Origin of the sequence: Prevotella sp. C561 (assembly GCF_000224595.1) — a bacterium.
In the GTDB taxonomy this organism is placed as follows: domain Bacteria; phylum Bacteroidota; class Bacteroidia; order Bacteroidales; family Bacteroidaceae; genus Prevotella; species Prevotella jejuni.
On sequence record NZ_JH114144.1, the window covers coordinates 216,035 to 231,506 of the forward strand.

19 protein-coding genes are annotated in these 15,472 nt (G+C 42.7%); all 19 read left to right on the forward strand.

Features of this window, described 5'->3' with window-relative positions; all coding sequences use genetic code 11:
* Positions 1 to 333: IS30 family transposase (locus HMPREF0666_RS18060; RefSeq protein WP_009010936.1), on the forward strand; the 333-nt coding region annotated here is incomplete at its 5' end.
* A 66-nt stretch (positions 334 to 399) separates the two neighbouring features.
* Positions 400 to 942 carry a hypothetical protein gene (locus HMPREF0666_RS07475; RefSeq protein ID WP_009011779.1) on the forward strand — a complete coding sequence of 181 codons (543 nt, stop codon included), beginning with the start codon at positions 400 to 402 and terminating at the stop codon, positions 940 to 942.
* 40 nt (positions 943 to 982) lie between these two features.
* The gene (locus HMPREF0666_RS07480) at positions 983 to 1,546 is read left to right on the forward strand and encodes a DUF4410 domain-containing protein (RefSeq protein ID WP_009011780.1); all 564 of its coding nucleotides are present in this window, start codon (positions 983 to 985) and stop codon (positions 1,544 to 1,546) included.
* A gap of 26 nt (positions 1,547 to 1,572) precedes the next feature.
* A complete protein-coding gene (locus HMPREF0666_RS07485; protein ID WP_009011781.1) occupies positions 1,573 to 2,088 on the forward strand; it encodes a hypothetical protein in 516 nt (171 codons plus the stop codon).
* A gap of 2 nt (positions 2,089 to 2,090) precedes the next feature.
* Positions 2,091 to 3,185 (forward strand): methyltransferase, encoded by a 1,095-nt coding sequence (locus HMPREF0666_RS07490; protein ID WP_009011782.1) that lies wholly within the window; start codon positions 2,091 to 2,093, stop codon positions 3,183 to 3,185.
* Positions 3,186 to 3,207: 22 nt separating this feature from the next.
* Positions 3,208 to 3,450 (forward strand): acyl carrier protein, encoded by a 243-nt coding sequence (locus HMPREF0666_RS07495; protein WP_004353718.1) that lies wholly within the window; start codon positions 3,208 to 3,210, stop codon positions 3,448 to 3,450.
* A gap of 22 nt (positions 3,451 to 3,472) precedes the next feature.
* Positions 3,473 to 4,315 carry a hypothetical protein gene (locus HMPREF0666_RS07500; RefSeq protein ID WP_009011783.1) on the forward strand — a complete coding sequence of 281 codons (843 nt, stop codon included), beginning with the start codon at positions 3,473 to 3,475 and terminating at the stop codon, positions 4,313 to 4,315.
* A 16-nt stretch (positions 4,316 to 4,331) separates the two neighbouring features.
* Positions 4,332 to 4,799, forward strand: a complete 468-nt coding sequence (locus HMPREF0666_RS07505) for a pseudouridylate synthase (RefSeq protein WP_042856150.1) — start codon at positions 4,332 to 4,334, stop codon at positions 4,797 to 4,799.
* Between the two features lie 23 nt (positions 4,800 to 4,822).
* On the forward strand, positions 4,823 to 5,251 hold the full coding sequence (locus HMPREF0666_RS07510) for a thioesterase family protein (protein WP_009011785.1): 429 nt from the start codon (positions 4,823 to 4,825) through the stop codon (positions 5,249 to 5,251).
* 29 nt (positions 5,252 to 5,280) lie between these two features.
* Positions 5,281 to 7,005 carry a beta-ketoacyl synthase N-terminal-like domain-containing protein gene (locus HMPREF0666_RS07515; protein WP_009011786.1) on the forward strand — a complete coding sequence of 575 codons (1,725 nt, stop codon included), beginning with the start codon at positions 5,281 to 5,283 and terminating at the stop codon, positions 7,003 to 7,005.
* Between the two features lie 39 nt (positions 7,006 to 7,044).
* Positions 7,045 to 7,314 (forward strand): phosphopantetheine-binding protein, encoded by a 270-nt coding sequence (locus tag HMPREF0666_RS07520; protein WP_255346423.1) that lies wholly within the window; start codon positions 7,045 to 7,047, stop codon positions 7,312 to 7,314.
* Positions 7,315 to 7,357: 43 nt separating this feature from the next.
* Positions 7,358 to 9,136 (forward strand): beta-ketoacyl synthase N-terminal-like domain-containing protein, encoded by a 1,779-nt coding sequence (locus tag HMPREF0666_RS07525; protein ID WP_009011788.1) that lies wholly within the window; start codon positions 7,358 to 7,360, stop codon positions 9,134 to 9,136.
* Positions 9,124 to 9,477 carry an EamA family transporter gene (locus HMPREF0666_RS07530; protein ID WP_042856151.1) on the forward strand — a complete coding sequence of 118 codons (354 nt, stop codon included), beginning with the start codon at positions 9,124 to 9,126 and terminating at the stop codon, positions 9,475 to 9,477. The genes HMPREF0666_RS07525 and HMPREF0666_RS07530 overlap by 13 nt, the downstream gene beginning before the upstream one ends.
* Positions 9,478 to 9,493: 16 nt before the next feature.
* Positions 9,494 to 10,117, forward strand: a complete 624-nt coding sequence (locus HMPREF0666_RS07535; protein WP_009011789.1) for an outer membrane lipoprotein carrier protein LolA — start codon at positions 9,494 to 9,496, stop codon at positions 10,115 to 10,117.
* On the forward strand, positions 10,092 to 10,571 hold the full coding sequence (locus HMPREF0666_RS07540; protein WP_009011790.1) for a hypothetical protein: 480 nt from the start codon (positions 10,092 to 10,094) through the stop codon (positions 10,569 to 10,571). The genes HMPREF0666_RS07535 and HMPREF0666_RS07540 overlap by 26 nt, the downstream gene beginning before the upstream one ends.
* Positions 10,555 to 10,950 (forward strand): hydroxymyristoyl-ACP dehydratase, encoded by a 396-nt coding sequence (locus HMPREF0666_RS07545; protein ID WP_009011791.1) that lies wholly within the window; start codon positions 10,555 to 10,557, stop codon positions 10,948 to 10,950. Before HMPREF0666_RS07540 ends, HMPREF0666_RS07545 begins: the two co-directional genes overlap by 17 nt.
* A complete protein-coding gene (locus HMPREF0666_RS07550; RefSeq protein ID WP_009011792.1) occupies positions 10,947 to 12,437 on the forward strand; it encodes a glycosyltransferase in 1,491 nt (496 codons plus the stop codon). The genes HMPREF0666_RS07545 and HMPREF0666_RS07550 overlap by 4 nt, the downstream gene beginning before the upstream one ends.
* A complete protein-coding gene (locus HMPREF0666_RS07555) occupies positions 12,434 to 13,936 on the forward strand; it encodes an NAD(P)/FAD-dependent oxidoreductase (RefSeq protein WP_009011793.1) in 1,503 nt (500 codons plus the stop codon). The genes HMPREF0666_RS07550 and HMPREF0666_RS07555 overlap by 4 nt, the downstream gene beginning before the upstream one ends.
* Positions 13,933 to 15,438 carry an NAD(P)/FAD-dependent oxidoreductase gene (locus tag HMPREF0666_RS07560; RefSeq protein WP_009011794.1) on the forward strand — a complete coding sequence of 502 codons (1,506 nt, stop codon included), beginning with the start codon at positions 13,933 to 13,935 and terminating at the stop codon, positions 15,436 to 15,438. Before HMPREF0666_RS07555 ends, HMPREF0666_RS07560 begins: the two co-directional genes overlap by 4 nt.
* Positions 15,439 to 15,472 lie beyond the last annotated feature (34 nt).

The following is a 15,472-nucleotide window of genomic DNA, read 5'->3' on the forward strand; positions in this document are numbered from 1 at the left end:
GAACTGGCACGAACTGTAATACACTTACTATCTCCTTTCAAAGACCATATCAAGTCTATTACAACTGACAATGGTACAGAATTCGCTTGTCATGAAATGATAGCCAAAAGCCTTGGTGTTACCATATATTTTGCTGACCCATACGCTTCATGGCAGAAAGGCGCTATAGAAAATGCTAACGGACTAATTAGGCAATACGTGCCAAAAAAAGAAACCTTTGAGCATATCAGCCAGCAACAAATAACTAAGTATTCAAAGAAAATTAACATGAGGCCAAGAAAGAAATTAGATTTTAAAACACCACAGGACTGCTTTTACGAACTAATTAAGTAAATTTGCACTTGCTTGTTGAATTCACGCTAATGGGTGTTGATTAATTAAAACTTAATTTATATTATTATGAGAATGTGTGTAAAGACCTTGTTGGTCCTTATCGTTGTATTTCTTTACAGTCCAATTGTAAATGCACAGAGTGATGAAACCTATGGTTGGGAGCAAGCTCCACGTTATAGAGGATTCATCTCAGAAGGTAATGTGTTTGGGACAGGTGATGTGAAAGATAATCGTACTTTCTTTTCCACTTCCCATGGCGTACAGATTAATCCGGAATTATTTATCGGTGGAGGTGTAGCCGTAAACTACTGGTGGGACAGTGAATACTGGAGTGTTCCTCTGTTTGTAGACACACGTCTGGAGTTTCATAAAGAATTGCGTAAGAATTTCTCCCCATATATAAGTGCAAAAGTCGGTTATAGTGTTGGAGACTGTGAAGGCTTATACTTTGCGCCACAAGTAGGATGTCATTTCTATTTCGGTCATAGTAAGTTTGGAATCAGTACTGCAATTGGTTATACACTTCAGAACAGTAAGATAGATACGGGTCTCGGGACTATAAGCAGTGATGCGAATGGTATAGAATTAACAGTAGGGTTAGATATCTAAAGAGATTATTATTTGATTATTAATTTATATTTTATCGATTATGAAACGAATTGTATTGTTATTATCTTTTATTGTGTGCTGCGTGATGAGTGTGTTTGCCAAGGCAGATGTAACATTAAAGAGCGGTTCACTTTCTCCATTAAAGACCTCAAAAGCAAAAGTTTATGTTGTTTGGGACTATAGTCATGCAACATTAGAAGGTAAGGATGCGAAGGCTTTCTTGAAAGAGAAAGGCAAAGAGTGGGAGCGTGATTATCAGTCAGAACTTGAACGTGCAGAAGCAAATTTCATGGAGCGTTTCAATGATAAGACGAAGAGTGTGACGATCACGGATAAGAAGAGTGAAGCTGACTATACCATAGTTATTGAGGTGAAAGACTTCCATTATGGTAGTACTGGTGTCTCTGTCCTCATAGGCTTTGGTGCTGGTGATGCTCACATGAGTGCTCTGATGAACTTCTATGAGAAGAACACGAAGCAACCATTTGCTGTTATTGATGTTGATGGAGTTGCTGGTGCAGGCTACGGTAATGAGAAGCGCCGTATTGAAACCTATCGCGAATTGGCTGAACAAGTTGTTAAGCTAATAAAGAAGGCAAAGTAAACATAACGCTTTTTGTGATATAAGATATGAGAAAGATTATCATATTGATGTTTCTGTCAATTCTGAACCTATCTTGTATTGCAAAGGTGAAGTTAGAGAGTGGCAGTCTTTGTTGCCTGAAAGGTGAGAAGACTGTTGCTGTCTGCTTAGATTTGACAAGGATTAAATACAATAAAGATCTCCCTTTTAAGGATTTCTTATCGCTTGGAAGAAGAGTAACTGATTGGAAAGAACGCTCTCTTGACTATTTTGTTAAAGAGTTCAATGACGAATGTTATAAGCGTAATCTTAGTGTAACGACTCATTCCAGAAGCACTAAATATATCCTTGTTCTGACCCCATTGGTTGTTTATAAAGACGGAAGTATTAGTGGTAATGCTTATTTACGTGAGGTAGGTTCCACAAAGCTCGAGGCAACGATGGCGTTTAAGTCTGACGATGGCGATAATGATGACCCAATAACATTTAAGGATCCGATGGATGAATTAGGTGAATCTTTCGCTAAGTTATTTATAAGAGAAATTAAAAAGGCAAATAAATAAGGATGAATCTATTCCAATCAGAAAGTGATAGATACACTCAGGAACAGCTCTCTGCACGTGAGGCACAACGTCTTGCAGAGTATATTGCATGGGGACCAGTCATCTTTCAGGTGTCTCGCCTGATGGTGAAATGGGGTATTCTGGATGCGCTGCGTGATAGTTTAGAGGGTTTGACATTGGATGAACTGGTGAGACAAACGCAACTCTCAAAGTATGCTTTGAAGGTTTTGCTCGAGGCTTCACTGAGTGCGGGGACAGTTTTGGTGAATAAAGATACAGACCGCTACACCATATCTAAGACAGGTTGGTTCCTACTCAATGACCCTGCTACACGTGTAAATATAGACTTCAATCATGATGTCAACTATCGGGGCATGTTCTTTCTCGATGAAGCATTAAAGGAGGGGAAGCCAGCAGGACTCAAAACCCTTGGCGACTGGCCAACAATCTATGAAGGATTGTCAAAACTTGATAAGCAAGTGCAGGATAGTTGGTTTGGCTTTGACCATTTCTATAGTGACCATTCCTTTGACAAGGCGTTGGAGATTGTGTTCAGTAAACATCCTAAGCACTTGATGGATGTTGGTGGAAATACTGGACGTTTTGCTTTGCGCTGCGTTGAGTTCGATTCTGACGTCAATGTTACCATCGTTGATCTACCAGGTCAGATTGGAATGATGAAGAAGAATATTGAGGGGAGAGATGGTGCAGAACGCATCAATGGTTACTCTACAAATATCCTTGACGAAAACAATGGCCTACCACAAGGGAATTGGGACGCCATCTGGATGAGTCAGTTCCTTGACTGTTTCTCAGAAGAAGAAATCTATAGTATCCTTGTTCGGGCCGCCAAGGTGATGAAGAGGGATTCCACCTTATATATAATGGAGACCTTCTGGGACCGACAAAAGTATGAACCCGCATCACTATGCCTAACTATGACAAGTGTCTATTTCACTGTTATGGCAAATGGAAATAGCAAGATGTATCATTCTGATGATATGATCAAGCAGATTGAAAGAGCTGGATTGAAGGTTGTTGAGACCCATGATGGTATTGGACAAGGACATACAATATTGGAAGTAAAGTTGAAATAAATAATATAAATTATAACGTATAATGGAAAGAAAAGAAATTGAAGAGAAAGTAAGAAACTTCCTCATAGAGGATCTTGAGATTGATGAAGAGAACATTGCACCAGAGGCAAAGCTGAAGGATGACCTCGGTATTGATAGTCTGGACTTTGTTGATATAGTCGTTATTGTCGAGAAGAACTTCGGTTTTAAGATTAAACCAGAAGAGATGCAGGGAGTTGTTACCTTATCACAATTCTGCGACTATATAGAGAGTAAGGTTGGCTAACACAACATTTGGTAGTGGCTGGATGCATCGATTATTGATACAATCGTTGCGTTGGTTGGATGTGAGGATGGTTTATTTAGTCACATCCCTCTTCGTTATACCAGTCTGTCTGCTACTGAATACCAACCATAGTAGGACCTCATCCTATCATTTCTACCGTTATCGCTTACGCTATGGGCGTTTGCGTGCGGCATGGAGTGTTTATGTCAATCACTGTTTGTTCAGTCAAGTAGTGGTAGATCGCTTTGCTGTCTTTGCTGGTAAACATTTTCATTTGGATATCGAAGGGTATGAGAACTTTCGCCTGTTAGAGTCAGAACCGAAAGGATTCATGATCTTCAGTTCCCATATTGGCTGTTATGAGGTGGCAGGTTACTCCCTTATCTCAAAGACAAAACGCTTTAATGCGTTAGTTTTTGGGGGCGAAAAAGCCACTGTGATGGCAGGGAGACAGGAAGTTTTGGGTCATCATAATATCCGTATGATACCTGTTAAGGAGGATATGAGCCATCTTTTCCTTGTGAATGAGGCTTTGGATAACAATGAGATCATGAGCATGCCAGCCGACAGAATTATTGGTTCAGCCAAGTCTGTAACGTCTGTTTTTATGGATGCTGAGGCTCGTTTCCCTGCTGGTCCACTCTCTGTCGCTACAATGAAAGGGCAGGATGTCCTCGCAGTCAATGTCATGAAGACGTCTGCTAAGCATTATAAGGTATATGTAGCACGTCTTTCTTACGACAAACAAGCACCTCGTCGACAGCAGATGCAGCAATTAGCTGATAGTTATGTGAAGGAACTTGAACGCAGAGTGCGGCAGTATCCTTTGCAATGGTTTAATTTCTATGATTTCTGGTCACGTTAAGTTGATGATAAAGAAGATGGTAATTTTTGATGTAGAGAATCCTTCTGAAGAGGAACTTCGTGCGATAGATGTACATGTCTTACTGCCACAACAGGAGCCTTTCGTAATGATTGGAACACTGGTACATTTTGATGAGACACTTACTGTTACGGAGACTGAGGTGCAGAAAAGCAATATCTTTGTAGATGATGATTGTTTTTCAGCTTCGGGTTTGATGGAGAATATCGCCCAAACCTGTGCAGCCCGCATAGGATATGTCAATAAGTACATCCTAAAAAAGGGAATCCAATTGGGCTTTATCGGTGCAGTTCGTAACTTTGAAATCATTGATTTACCCCATGTTGGAGACGTCATAACGACTCGTGTAGAGGTAAAAGAAGAAGTGTTTGGTATGACATTGGCTGAAGCAAGCATAACATGCGGCGATAAAGTGATCGTCACATCAGAGATAAAGATAGCCGTTAAGGAGCAAGAAGGCGCTTGAAAAAGGAAGATTTTCTGTATTAAATGAAAGAATTAAAAGCATCGAAAACGTTTGCAGTTCGCTTCAGTGAGGTTGATTCCATGAATGTTGTATGGCATGGTTCTTATCCTCTTTACTTTGAAGATGCACGTGAAGCATTTGGGAAGCAGTATGGATTGGAGTACATGGGATTCTTTGATCATGGCTATTTTGCGCCATTAGTCGACCTCTCCTTCCACTACAAGAAGCCAATTAGATATGGGATGACGCCTCGTATAGATATTATCTATCGTCCAACAGAGGCTGCAAAGATAGTCTTTGACTATGAGATTCATGATGCGGAAGATGACAGTCTGATAGCAACAGGACACTCCGTACAGGTGTTTATGGACCTCAACTATCAGTTAGTGTGGGACAATCCTCCATTTTATCAGCTGTGGAAAGAACGCTGGGGACAGGTGGATAAGAATTAATAATGTACAGGAAAGGATAAGAAGAAATCATGGTTTACGTTTTAGCTGATAATATTATCTCTCCTCTGGGCGACACATCAGAGGATAATTACCAGGCTGTAAAGGCTGGTAAGTCGGCTATTCGTGCCTATGCTCCAATGACGGATGGTATCCCAGACGGTTTCATCGCATCCTTGATGTCAGCTGACTTTGAAGACTTAGTCTTTCGTTCTGCAGGCAAAGCCATTGATGACTCGGGTATTAATGTAGCCGATGACCGTTCCGTTTTCATTCTAAGTTCTACTAAAGGGTCGATAGAAAGATTAGGGGAAGAGGCCGACGAAAATCTATATTTGGGTGAGACTGCCCAACGAATTGCCACTCGGTTAGGTTTTACAACCCATCCAGTAGTGGTATGTAATGCTTGTATATCAGGTTGTGCAGCAATAATCTTGGCTTCTCGACTGTTACAGTTAGGAGTGTATGATCATGCTGTAGTCTGTGGAGCTGATAGTCCTCAACGCTTTATTATCTCTGGTTTCCAGTCACTTAATGCGATGTCTGCAGAGCCTTGTAAACCTTTTGACATAGAGCGTCAGGGTCTGAATTTAGGTGAAGCCGCAGCAACAGTGGTACTGAGCAATCGTCTTCCCTCTGGTACTTCAGCTATTGGTAGGTCTGATAATCGGGTTTGGGCGATAGGACATGGATATGTAAAAAACGACGCTTTTCATATCAGTGCACCGTCGAAGATGGCAGAAGGACTGCTTGAAGCCTTACAGCAGACGATGGAAAATGTTGAGAAAGATGATTTAGCTTTCGTCAATGCACACGGAACTGCTACGCTTTTCAATGACCAAATGGAGTCTATTGCTATTCAGCGAGCAGGCCTTTCTGATGTTCCTGTCAATGCTTTAAAGGGTTATATCGGTCATTCTTTAGGTGCAGCAGGAGTCTTTGAGACCATTCTCTGTATGAAATCTGTCGATGATCACACCATCTTAGGGACTCGTGGATATGACGAAATTGGCGTCTCTGGTAAAGTTATGCTGTCTGCAGAGCACAGTCCAACCCATAAGACAGGGTTTATCAAGATGCTTTCAGGCTTTGGCGGATGTAATGCTACTCTCTATGCGAAGTCTGTTGAAAGCTCTTCTGTATCTTTAAAAGAAAGGAGAGAGCGTATCCCTTCAGTATTCAGAAAGATGCATCATGTGCGTATCAGTCCTGAAGGAGCATGGCTTGATGGTAGATTTCTCCCTGTTGATGGTGAACCAAACGAGAAGAGTTTGCTCACAACAATCTATAAAAAGATGATAGGAGACTATCCAAAGTATTATAAAATGGATGGTCTCTGTCGGTTGGGTTTCATTGCTTCAGAGCTCTTGTTGCAGGCAGAAAAGACGGAAGGAATATCTATAAAAGAACATCAAGGGAACCGAGGAGTGGTACTTTTCAATCGCTCTTCATCTATTTCCTCTGATAAAAAATACTTAGCTTCAATTGCAGACAAGGAGAATTATTTCCCAAGTCCGTCCGTCTTTGTGTACACCTTACCGAATATTGTTACTGGTGAGATAGCCATTCGCAATGACTATCATGGTGAGACATCTTTCTATATTCTGCCTGAAAAGAATGAAGAGCAGATGCAGACATTGATACAAACGGCTTTCTTAGACCGCCAAACAACAAGCTTATTGACTGGATGGATAGATTATGAAGACCGTGAACATTATGAAGCCGATATGTATATAGCATCTATTAATAAGGCGTAATAATTAACAATAAAATAGAAAAATCATATTATATATAAAATAGACATAACAATGAACGAGTTAGTAAAAGAACTAAAGGACGAGATTATAGAGGCTTTGAACCTCGAAGAAATGACAGCTGACGATATTAATGAGAACGAGCCTCTCTTCGGTGAAGGTCTGGGATTAGACTCAATTGATGCTTTGGAGTTGATTGTTCTTTTGGAAAAGAAGTACGGTATCAAGCTGGCAGACCCTGCTGAAGGTAAGAAAATCTTCGCCAGTGTGGCTTCTATTGCCGACTATGTCAGCAAGAACCGAAAGAAATAAAGCTACTTTGTGGGTAATAATATCGAACGGATAAACCAATAAAATGAATATTGCAGTTACTGGCGAAGGCATAATCTCTGCTATTGGCTTTAACAAACAAGCGGTGTTACGGTCATTGATAGCGGGGGAGAGTGGTATTGGGAGGCTAAAGCATCTTCAATCAGTTCATCATGAATTACCTGTAGGAGAGGTTGATTTGGCGAATGAACAGATGAAAGAGATGCTTGGAATCCCTGTCTCTCGGATGATGAGCCGTACAGCCTTGATGGGTACCATTGCTGTTCGTCAGGCATTAAGGGATGCTGGAATCAGTGTCGATGACATCCTTGCACGTAAGAAAAAGGGTGAAAGTCTGCGCATAGCACTTGTCTCTGGGACAACAGTAGGTGGAATGGATATCACTGAGCTCTACTTTGATCATATTGCGGAAGAAGACAATGTATCCTTCCTTCGGCATCATGATTGTGGTAGTTGCACGAACACTATGGCTGATTACTTTGGCATCTTCACGGAAGTAACGACTTTGTCTACTGCGTGTTCTTCGGCAGCTAATGCTATTATGTTTGGTGCACGACTGCTGAAAGATCATCAAGCTGACATCGTAATAGCTGGTGGTACTGAGTCTTTATCTCGCTTTCACCTCAATGGTTTCAATTCATTGATGATTCTTGACCATGAGCGTTGTCGTCCGTTTGATGCTACAAGGGCTGGTCTGAACTTAGGTGAAGGTGCGGCTTTCGTTGTGTTAGAGTCAGAGGAGTCTGCCAATAAACGTGGTGTAAATGTCCATGCATATCTTACAGGATATGGTAATGCCTGTGACGCATATCATCAAACAGCATCGTCTGAAGATGGCGAAGGCGCTTATCTTGCTATGAAAGAGGCCTTGGACATGGCACATCTCACTCCGAAAGATATTCAATATGTTAATGCTCACGGAACAGGAACACCTAATAATGACCAAAGTGAGAGTGTTTCCTTACGTCGCATCTTCGGTGATGAGCTCCCATTGATATCCAGTACAAAGTCTTTTACTGGTCACACTACGAGTGCGTCAGGAAGTATTGAGGCTGTTATCTGTATCTTAGCGATGCAGAACCATTTTGTCCCAGCCAACTTAGGTTGGGTACATCAGATGGAAAAGGGTATTACTCCGACCTTAGGCAAACAGAGTGTCACGTTGGAAAACGTACTCTGTAATTCCTTTGGCTTTGGTGGTAATGACTCTGCTTTATTGTTTTCTGCCCATCCAACAATCACAGAAGAACCAGTTGAAACACGGAAAGATATTAAGGTCTTGTCTCGTGTTGAACTTACTTCAGAGGAACAGTTGGAAGACATCCGTAAGTATGTCAAGCCTTTAGAGGCACGTCGCATGGGCAAAATCATGAAGAGTTCGTTGCTTTCTTCTTTGGAAGCATTGTCCCAAGCAGGCGTTGAAAAACCTGATGCCATCATCACTGGAACGATGTATGGTTGTTTGGAATATAGCGAGCGACTGTTGGAACAGATGAAGGAGGAGGGTGAGACAATGCTGAAACCCACTTACTTCATGCAGAGTACACACAACACCATAGGAAGTAATATCGCCATTAAAACCCACTGTCATGGCTACAACGTTACCTATACACAGAGTACGGAATCTCTGTCGTGGGCATTGCGTGATGCAGAGATGCTACTAAAAGAAGGGAAAGCAAAGACAGTTCTTGTGGGATGTCACGATGAGAGTACTCCATTTTTTAATTCATTATTGAAGCGGGATGGGGCAGAAGAGCAGCCTTCAATCCATGCTATCGCAATGGTATTATCATGTGGCGAGTAGTTATCTTGTCCGTTATTCAGAGTTCTCTGTTGGCAGGAGGGCAGGTGTTTTTGAAGTTTGCACTTCAGAAAATGCTCCCTTTTGGCTGGACTCGTACGTTCTGGTGTAGCCTTTTATTGAATTGGCAGTTTGCTTGTAGTGGACTGTTATTTGGTTCAAGTTCCATACTTTGGATGTATATCGTTAAGCATTACCCTCTGAGTGTGGCTTATCCGATGATTAGTTTGAGTTATGTATTTGGACTTCTTGCAGCAATACTCTTTTTCCATGAGTCCGTTTCTGTGATGAAGTGGGTAGGAGTGAGCCTGATAATATTAGGCTGTTGCTTGATTGCCAAGTAGAAAAATAAGATGTAAAATGAAAAAGTTATTGTTAATTTTGGTGGTGTTCTGTATCACCACGACGACTGTTTCAGCACAAGCTGTCAGTGAAGCAAAGATAAGACAGCAGATAGAAGCTGCCGCAGCAAGTATGAAAACCATGCAATGTGATTTCGTTCAGACGAAGTTTCTCCGCATGTTGAATGATAAGATGGTGTCACGTGGTAAGATGTATTACCAGCAAAGTGATAAACTCCGTTGGGAGTACACCTCGCCTTATGCCTATGCTTTCGTACTGAATGGCTCACGTGTTCTGATCAGTAAGGGCAATCGCAATGATGTTATCAACGTCAATCAGAGTAAGTTCTTTAAGGAGATAGCACGCATAATGATGAACAGTGTTGTGGGAAAAGCCCTCAATGACAAACGTGATTTCAAAGTTAGTCTCTCTTCATCAGCAACCGAGTATGTCGCTACTCTCTATCCACAGCAGAAGCAGATGCAGCAGATGTTTCAGAAGATTATCCTTCATTTCAACCGCCAAAAGGCAATGGTTGCCAAGGTTGAACTTATAGAAAAGCGTGGCGATTGTACTGTTATTGAAATGATGAATGTAAAAGTAAATAGTCCTATTAATGCGAAAGTATTTACTGTTAATTAGTATTCTTCTGCTTTCTCTTGCCTCTCTGACGGTACAAGCACAGGATAGTCTTATTGTTCAACAGGCTCCTTTGTCGGATAGTATAGGCTGTAAAACAAGGTATGCAACTACGATTGAACTGTCAAAAGGCTATCTCAGTGGTATCACCATCATGGTACGTGAGGCAGATGTTTATCATGGTGTTTTGTTCAATGAGTTTGGTATCACGGCGTTAGAGTTCACTTATCAGCCTCAGACCAAGAAAGTTGAGTTGATAGAAGTCATTGCAATGCTTGATAAATGGTATATCCGTCGTGTGCTAAAAAATGACTTACAGTATGTTATGGAGAACCTTATGAAAGGTAATCCAATCTATAAAGATGAGAAATATCACATCATTTACAAGTTTTCAGTGATGAGTAATGATGAAAATGCCAGTATAAAGGAGGGAGAGAACGATGCAACTGAAGAATAATTTATATAAGATAATTCGCAAGGAAGAGGTAGATCGTGTTGTGAATTACACCATCGAATTAATTCCTTCTTGTGTTATCTATACTGTCCATTTCCCAGGTGAACCTATTACTCCAGGTGTATGTATCGTTCAAATGGGTAAGGAACTTGTTGAAGAACAACTCTCTGAGCAGTGTTCTACACCCTGTAAGTTGATGATTACAAAGGTGAAGAACGTGAAGTTCCTTTCTGTAATCTCACCCGATGAAACGTTACATCTCACGTATCAAGTGAAGAAATTGGTAACGTCAGAGGATGGAGCAAGTGTTGAAACACAGTTGATAGTGCTCGCAGAAGAGAAGCTTATGGCAAAGATTTCCTTAGTATTGAGGACTGTATGATGAATGAGGAACTGAAGAAACAATTACGAAATAGAGGTATCTGCGTTGTCATTCCCACCTATAACAATGACACAACGATAGAGACAGTAGTGGAGAAGAGTCTGCTCTACTGTGCCGATGTCATTGTCGTTACAGATGGGTGTACAGACCGTACTACCGACATTTTAGATGCTATTGATGGTATAACGATAGTGTCCTATCCGCAGAATCGAGGGAAAGGATACGCCTTGAAGATGGGGTTCAGAAAGGCTTTAGAGATGGGTTTCTCCTATGCTATCACTCTTGATGGGGATGGACAACACTATCCAGAGGACATTCCACTCTTCTTGAAAGCCAATCAAGAGCACCCTAAATCCTTGATTATTGGTAGCCGACAGTTGGAAGGTGTCGACCGCTCCCAGGGTAGTTCCTTTGCTAATAAGTTCTCTAACTTCTGGTTTTATGTACAGACAGGAAGGGCATTACCTGACACCCAGACAGGTTATAGGCTCTATCCTCTGCACCGTTTGTGTGGACTGTCATTGCTCACTTCACGCTATGAAGCAGAGTTGGAACTGCTTGTCTTTGCCTCTTGGCATGGTGTCAAGCTTGTCCCAATACCCGTACAGGTTTATTATCCGCCACGCAATGAGCGTGTAAGTCATTTCCGTCCAGGAAAGGATTTTGCACGTATCAGTGTTCTGAACACCGTCCTTTGTTTCTTGGCAGTGGTCTATGGACTTCCCTTACGACTGTGGCGAACACTGATGACCTTTCTTCGTACAGCTTACTCCTTACTCTTTTTTCTCTTTTTCACGCTGGTTGTCTTCACTCCTTTCGTATGGATTTATACGAAAGTCGGTAAGATGACCGAACGTCGTCGTTACCGTTTACATCAGCTTATCTATCATGCTTCACGCTTTGTGATGATTCATCATGGCATTCCCGGTACGAAATATGAATATAAGGTGGCTGAAGGTATCGATTTCAACAAGCCCCGTATCATCATTTGTAACCATCAGTCGCATCTTGATTTGATGTGTCAGCTGGTCTTCACACCGAAGATTGTCTTCCTCACCAATGCTTGGGTATGGAACAATCCCTTCTATGGTTCACTCATTCGAAACGCAGAATATCTACCTGTTAGGGAGGGATTGGATGAGATAATGCCCCATTTACGGTCATTGATAGAGCGTGGTTACAGCATAGCAGTCTATCCTGAAGGGACCAGATCTAAGGATTGTCGTATCGGAAGGTTCCATCAAGGAGCGTTCTATATGGCGCGTGAGTTCGGATTAGAGATCCTTCCGATGATCCTTTACGGACCAGGTAGGATCCTTCCAAAGACTGGTTGGCACCTCCATAAGGGTAAATTCTTCGTTGAAGTGGACAAACCACTGACACAAGAAGAGCTCTCTGCCATGGGTGATCTGAAGCAACAGGCATCCACAATGCGCAAGCGTTACAAAGAGATGTATGAAGAAATAGCTAACAGAATGGAACAATGACACAGCAGAAGAAGGTTATCATCATCGGAAGTGGTTTGGGCGGACTGTCCTGTGGGGCTATCCTTGCAAAGAATGGTTATGCCGTTACCGTACTTGAACAGGGTGTTCAGGTGGGTGGTTGTCTGCAATGTTTCTCCCGTCGTGGTGTAAAGTTCGAGACAGGAATGCACTTTATAGGCAGTGCAGCACATGGTCAGACCCTTGATAAGCTCATGCGTTACTTGGAGATAGACAAGACTGTGATGCTCTCACAGCTTGATACTCAAGGTTATGATGTCGTGGCATTGGGTGGAAAAAAGTATGCTTTTGCCAATGGTAGGGAGGCTTTTCTCAAGCAGATGACCGAGTATTTCCCTTCCCAGCATGACAATCTCGTTCGTTATTACGACCTTATTGAGGAGATTGCCAATGCCTCTTCACTTCATTCTCTTAAGTATGCAGACTCTGATTCGCCATTGAATATGGAGTATCAGCTGCGTTCTATCAATGCTGTCATAGATGAAGTAATCACCGATCCCTTGTTGGCTAAGGTCCTTGTGGGCAATCTTCCGCTCTATGCAGCAGAGAAAGACAAGACGCCTTTTGCCACACATGCCTTCATAATGGACTTCTATAACCAGAGTGCTTTCCGTGTTAAAGGGGGTAGTGACAGCATTGCTACAGCCTTAATGGATACCATCAACCGTTATGGAGGTGAGGTCCTGACCCGTAAGAAGGTGACCCGTATCATCTGTGATGACACACATGCCGTTGGAGTAGAGGTGAATGGAAAAGAGACTTTGCCCTGTGATATCATCATATCAGATGCCCATCCGATGCGTACGTTGGAACTGTTAGACACGAAACTGATTCGCCCTGCCTTCCGCAAGCGTATTAATCATATCCCACAAACCGTGGGTGGATTTTCTGTTTATCTACATTTCAAGGAGAAGACAGTCCCTTATCTCAACTATAATTACTACGGTTATCAAGGCGATACACCGTGGGATTGTGAACGGTATTCGCCTGAAAGCTGGCCAAAAGGCTTCCTCTACATGCATTTCTGTCCAGAAGGCGACACGCAATATGCCTCTACGGGCGTCATCCTTTCTTATATGCAGATGGCTGATGTGGAGCAATGGAAGGGCACAAAGGTTGGGAGGAGAGGACAAGACTATGAGGATTTCAAACGCGAAAAGGCTGAACGACTCATTGATGTATTGGAAGAACACTTCCCCAACATACGTTCCCAGATACAGAATTACTATACTTCCACACCGCTGACCTATCTTGATTACACTGGAACGGAGGGTGGATCAATGTATGGCAATGCTAAGGATATCAGTTTGGGCAGTGCTTGTCGGGTACCGCAACGTACGAAGGTCCCAAATCTTTACCTCACTGGTCAGAACATAAATTCCCATGGAATGTTAGGCGTTTTGGTGGGAACGATTGTCACTTGTAGTGAGTTGTTGACGGCAAAGACCATCTATGAACAGATAAAGGAGGCTAACGAATGAAGACAACTGTGATAATTGGTGGAGGACTGGGTGGACTCTTTGCAGGGGCTATCCTCTCTCGTGAGGGCTTTAAGGTCACTGTTTTGGAGAAGAACGACACTGCTGGCGGTGGACTTCAGAACTTCCGACGCTTTGGAATGAAGTTCGATACGGGTATGCATGTCATCGGTGGGATGCGTCCTGGAGGTAATATCTATCGTATCTGTGAGTATCTCGGCATTGCAGACAAGGTGCAGTTGCGTGACGTTGACGATGATTGTACGGACAGTCTCTACTTTGCTGAAGACCAGACGACCTATCATATAAAGAAAGGTAAGGAGGGATTTGTCAGTTCTCTGGCTGAACATTTCCCTGAAGAACGGACAAATCTTGAAGCATACGTGGATGCTGTATATCGTCTGACGGATGAAACCGACCTCTTTTATCTGCGTCCTTCCAATGATGTCTTCCCTGTTCATTCGGAGGAATTCAACCTTGCTGCTGATGCTTTCATAGCGAAATACATCCAGAACCCTAAGCTTCGCAATGTCGTTGCATACATGAATCCACTCTATGGGGGCATGGCTGACGCAACACCTGCCTATGTTCATGCTATTGTGAGTGTGCTTTACATGCAGGGAGCGAGCCGCTTTGTGGGTGGGAGCGACCGCTTTGCACAGCTGTTAGTGTCTGTTATTGAGTCGGAAGGAGGCGAGGTCAGATGCAACGAGGGTGCAGAATGGGTGGAAGTAAACGACCGTCACGTTGATTATGTACGGTCTACGAAGGGGCACGAGTATCGTGCTGACCATTATATCTCAGCCATCCACCCCTGTACTTTACTCCCTTTGCTGTCTGAAAAGGCGTTCCCCAAAGCTTATCGGACCAGGCTTAATGACATCCCGAATGCCTATTCAGCCTTCTCGGTATATGTGAAATTCAAGCCAGAGACGTTCCCTTACATCAATCATTCAGAGTATTATATGACCCGATATGATGAGGTGTGGCACTTCGGAGAGCAGCATGATACATGGCCGTTGGGTTTTCTTTTCATGACACCACCTGAAGACAACCAAGGGAAATATGCTGATAAGGCGATTATTACGGCACCAATGATATTTGATGAGGTGGAGAAATGGGCGCAGACCACCGTCGGCAGAAGAGGAAAAGACTATGAGTTGTGGAAGAAAGAGCAAGCACAGAAACTCCTCGAACGCATAGAAGAGATTCATCCGGGCTTCAATGCTTGTGTGGATAAGGTCAATACGGCATCCCCACTCACCATTCGTGACTATTACGGAGCCAAGGAAGGGACGATGTGTGGCTTCAGTAAGGACTATAAGAACACTGTTCTGTCACAGTTACCAGTGGTGACAAAGGTTGATAACCTGCTGCTCACGGGACAGTATAACAACCTTCCTGGCTTCTGTGGTGTGCCCCTTACGGCAATAAATACCGTTGAGGCGATATTGGGGAGGAACTATGTGATAGGAAGACTCAACTCCATTCACGAACAGCTTTAGTTCAACTACAACCAGATTTACCTACAACCTTTCT

What these genes read in the sequence shown, in the direction of transcription:
- HMPREF0666_RS07475 (WP_009011779.1), top strand. Translation starts at nt 400, where the DNA reads ATGAGAATGTGTGTAAAGACCTTGTTGGTCCTTATCGTTGTATTTCTT.
- HMPREF0666_RS07480 (WP_009011780.1), top strand. Translation starts at nt 983, where the DNA reads ATGAAACGAATTGTATTGTTATTATCTTTTATTGTGTGCTGCGTGATG.
- HMPREF0666_RS07485 (WP_009011781.1), top strand. Translation starts at nt 1,573, where the DNA reads ATGAGAAAGATTATCATATTGATGTTTCTGTCAATTCTGAACCTATCT.
- HMPREF0666_RS07490 (WP_009011782.1), top strand. Translation starts at nt 2,091, where the DNA reads ATGAATCTATTCCAATCAGAAAGTGATAGATACACTCAGGAACAGCTC.
- HMPREF0666_RS07495 (WP_004353718.1), top strand. Translation starts at nt 3,208, where the DNA reads ATGGAAAGAAAAGAAATTGAAGAGAAAGTAAGAAACTTCCTCATAGAG.
- HMPREF0666_RS07500 (WP_009011783.1), top strand. Translation starts at nt 3,473, where the DNA reads ATGCATCGATTATTGATACAATCGTTGCGTTGGTTGGATGTGAGGATG.
- HMPREF0666_RS07505 (WP_042856150.1), top strand. Translation starts at nt 4,332, where the DNA reads ATGGTAATTTTTGATGTAGAGAATCCTTCTGAAGAGGAACTTCGTGCG.
- HMPREF0666_RS07510 (WP_009011785.1), top strand. Translation starts at nt 4,823, where the DNA reads ATGAAAGAATTAAAAGCATCGAAAACGTTTGCAGTTCGCTTCAGTGAG.
- HMPREF0666_RS07515 (WP_009011786.1), top strand. Translation starts at nt 5,281, where the DNA reads ATGGTTTACGTTTTAGCTGATAATATTATCTCTCCTCTGGGCGACACA.
- HMPREF0666_RS07525 (WP_009011788.1), top strand. Translation starts at nt 7,358, where the DNA reads ATGAATATTGCAGTTACTGGCGAAGGCATAATCTCTGCTATTGGCTTT.
- HMPREF0666_RS07530 (WP_042856151.1), top strand. Translation starts at nt 9,124, where the DNA reads ATGTGGCGAGTAGTTATCTTGTCCGTTATTCAGAGTTCTCTGTTGGCA.
- HMPREF0666_RS07535 (WP_009011789.1), top strand. Translation starts at nt 9,494, where the DNA reads ATGAAAAAGTTATTGTTAATTTTGGTGGTGTTCTGTATCACCACGACG.
- HMPREF0666_RS07540 (WP_009011790.1), top strand. Translation starts at nt 10,092, where the DNA reads ATGCGAAAGTATTTACTGTTAATTAGTATTCTTCTGCTTTCTCTTGCC.
- HMPREF0666_RS07545 (WP_009011791.1), top strand. Translation starts at nt 10,555, where the DNA reads ATGCAACTGAAGAATAATTTATATAAGATAATTCGCAAGGAAGAGGTA.
- HMPREF0666_RS07550 (WP_009011792.1), top strand. Translation starts at nt 10,947, where the DNA reads ATGATGAATGAGGAACTGAAGAAACAATTACGAAATAGAGGTATCTGC.
- HMPREF0666_RS07555 (WP_009011793.1), top strand. Translation starts at nt 12,434, where the DNA reads ATGACACAGCAGAAGAAGGTTATCATCATCGGAAGTGGTTTGGGCGGA.
- HMPREF0666_RS07560 (WP_009011794.1), top strand. Translation starts at nt 13,933, where the DNA reads ATGAAGACAACTGTGATAATTGGTGGAGGACTGGGTGGACTCTTTGCA.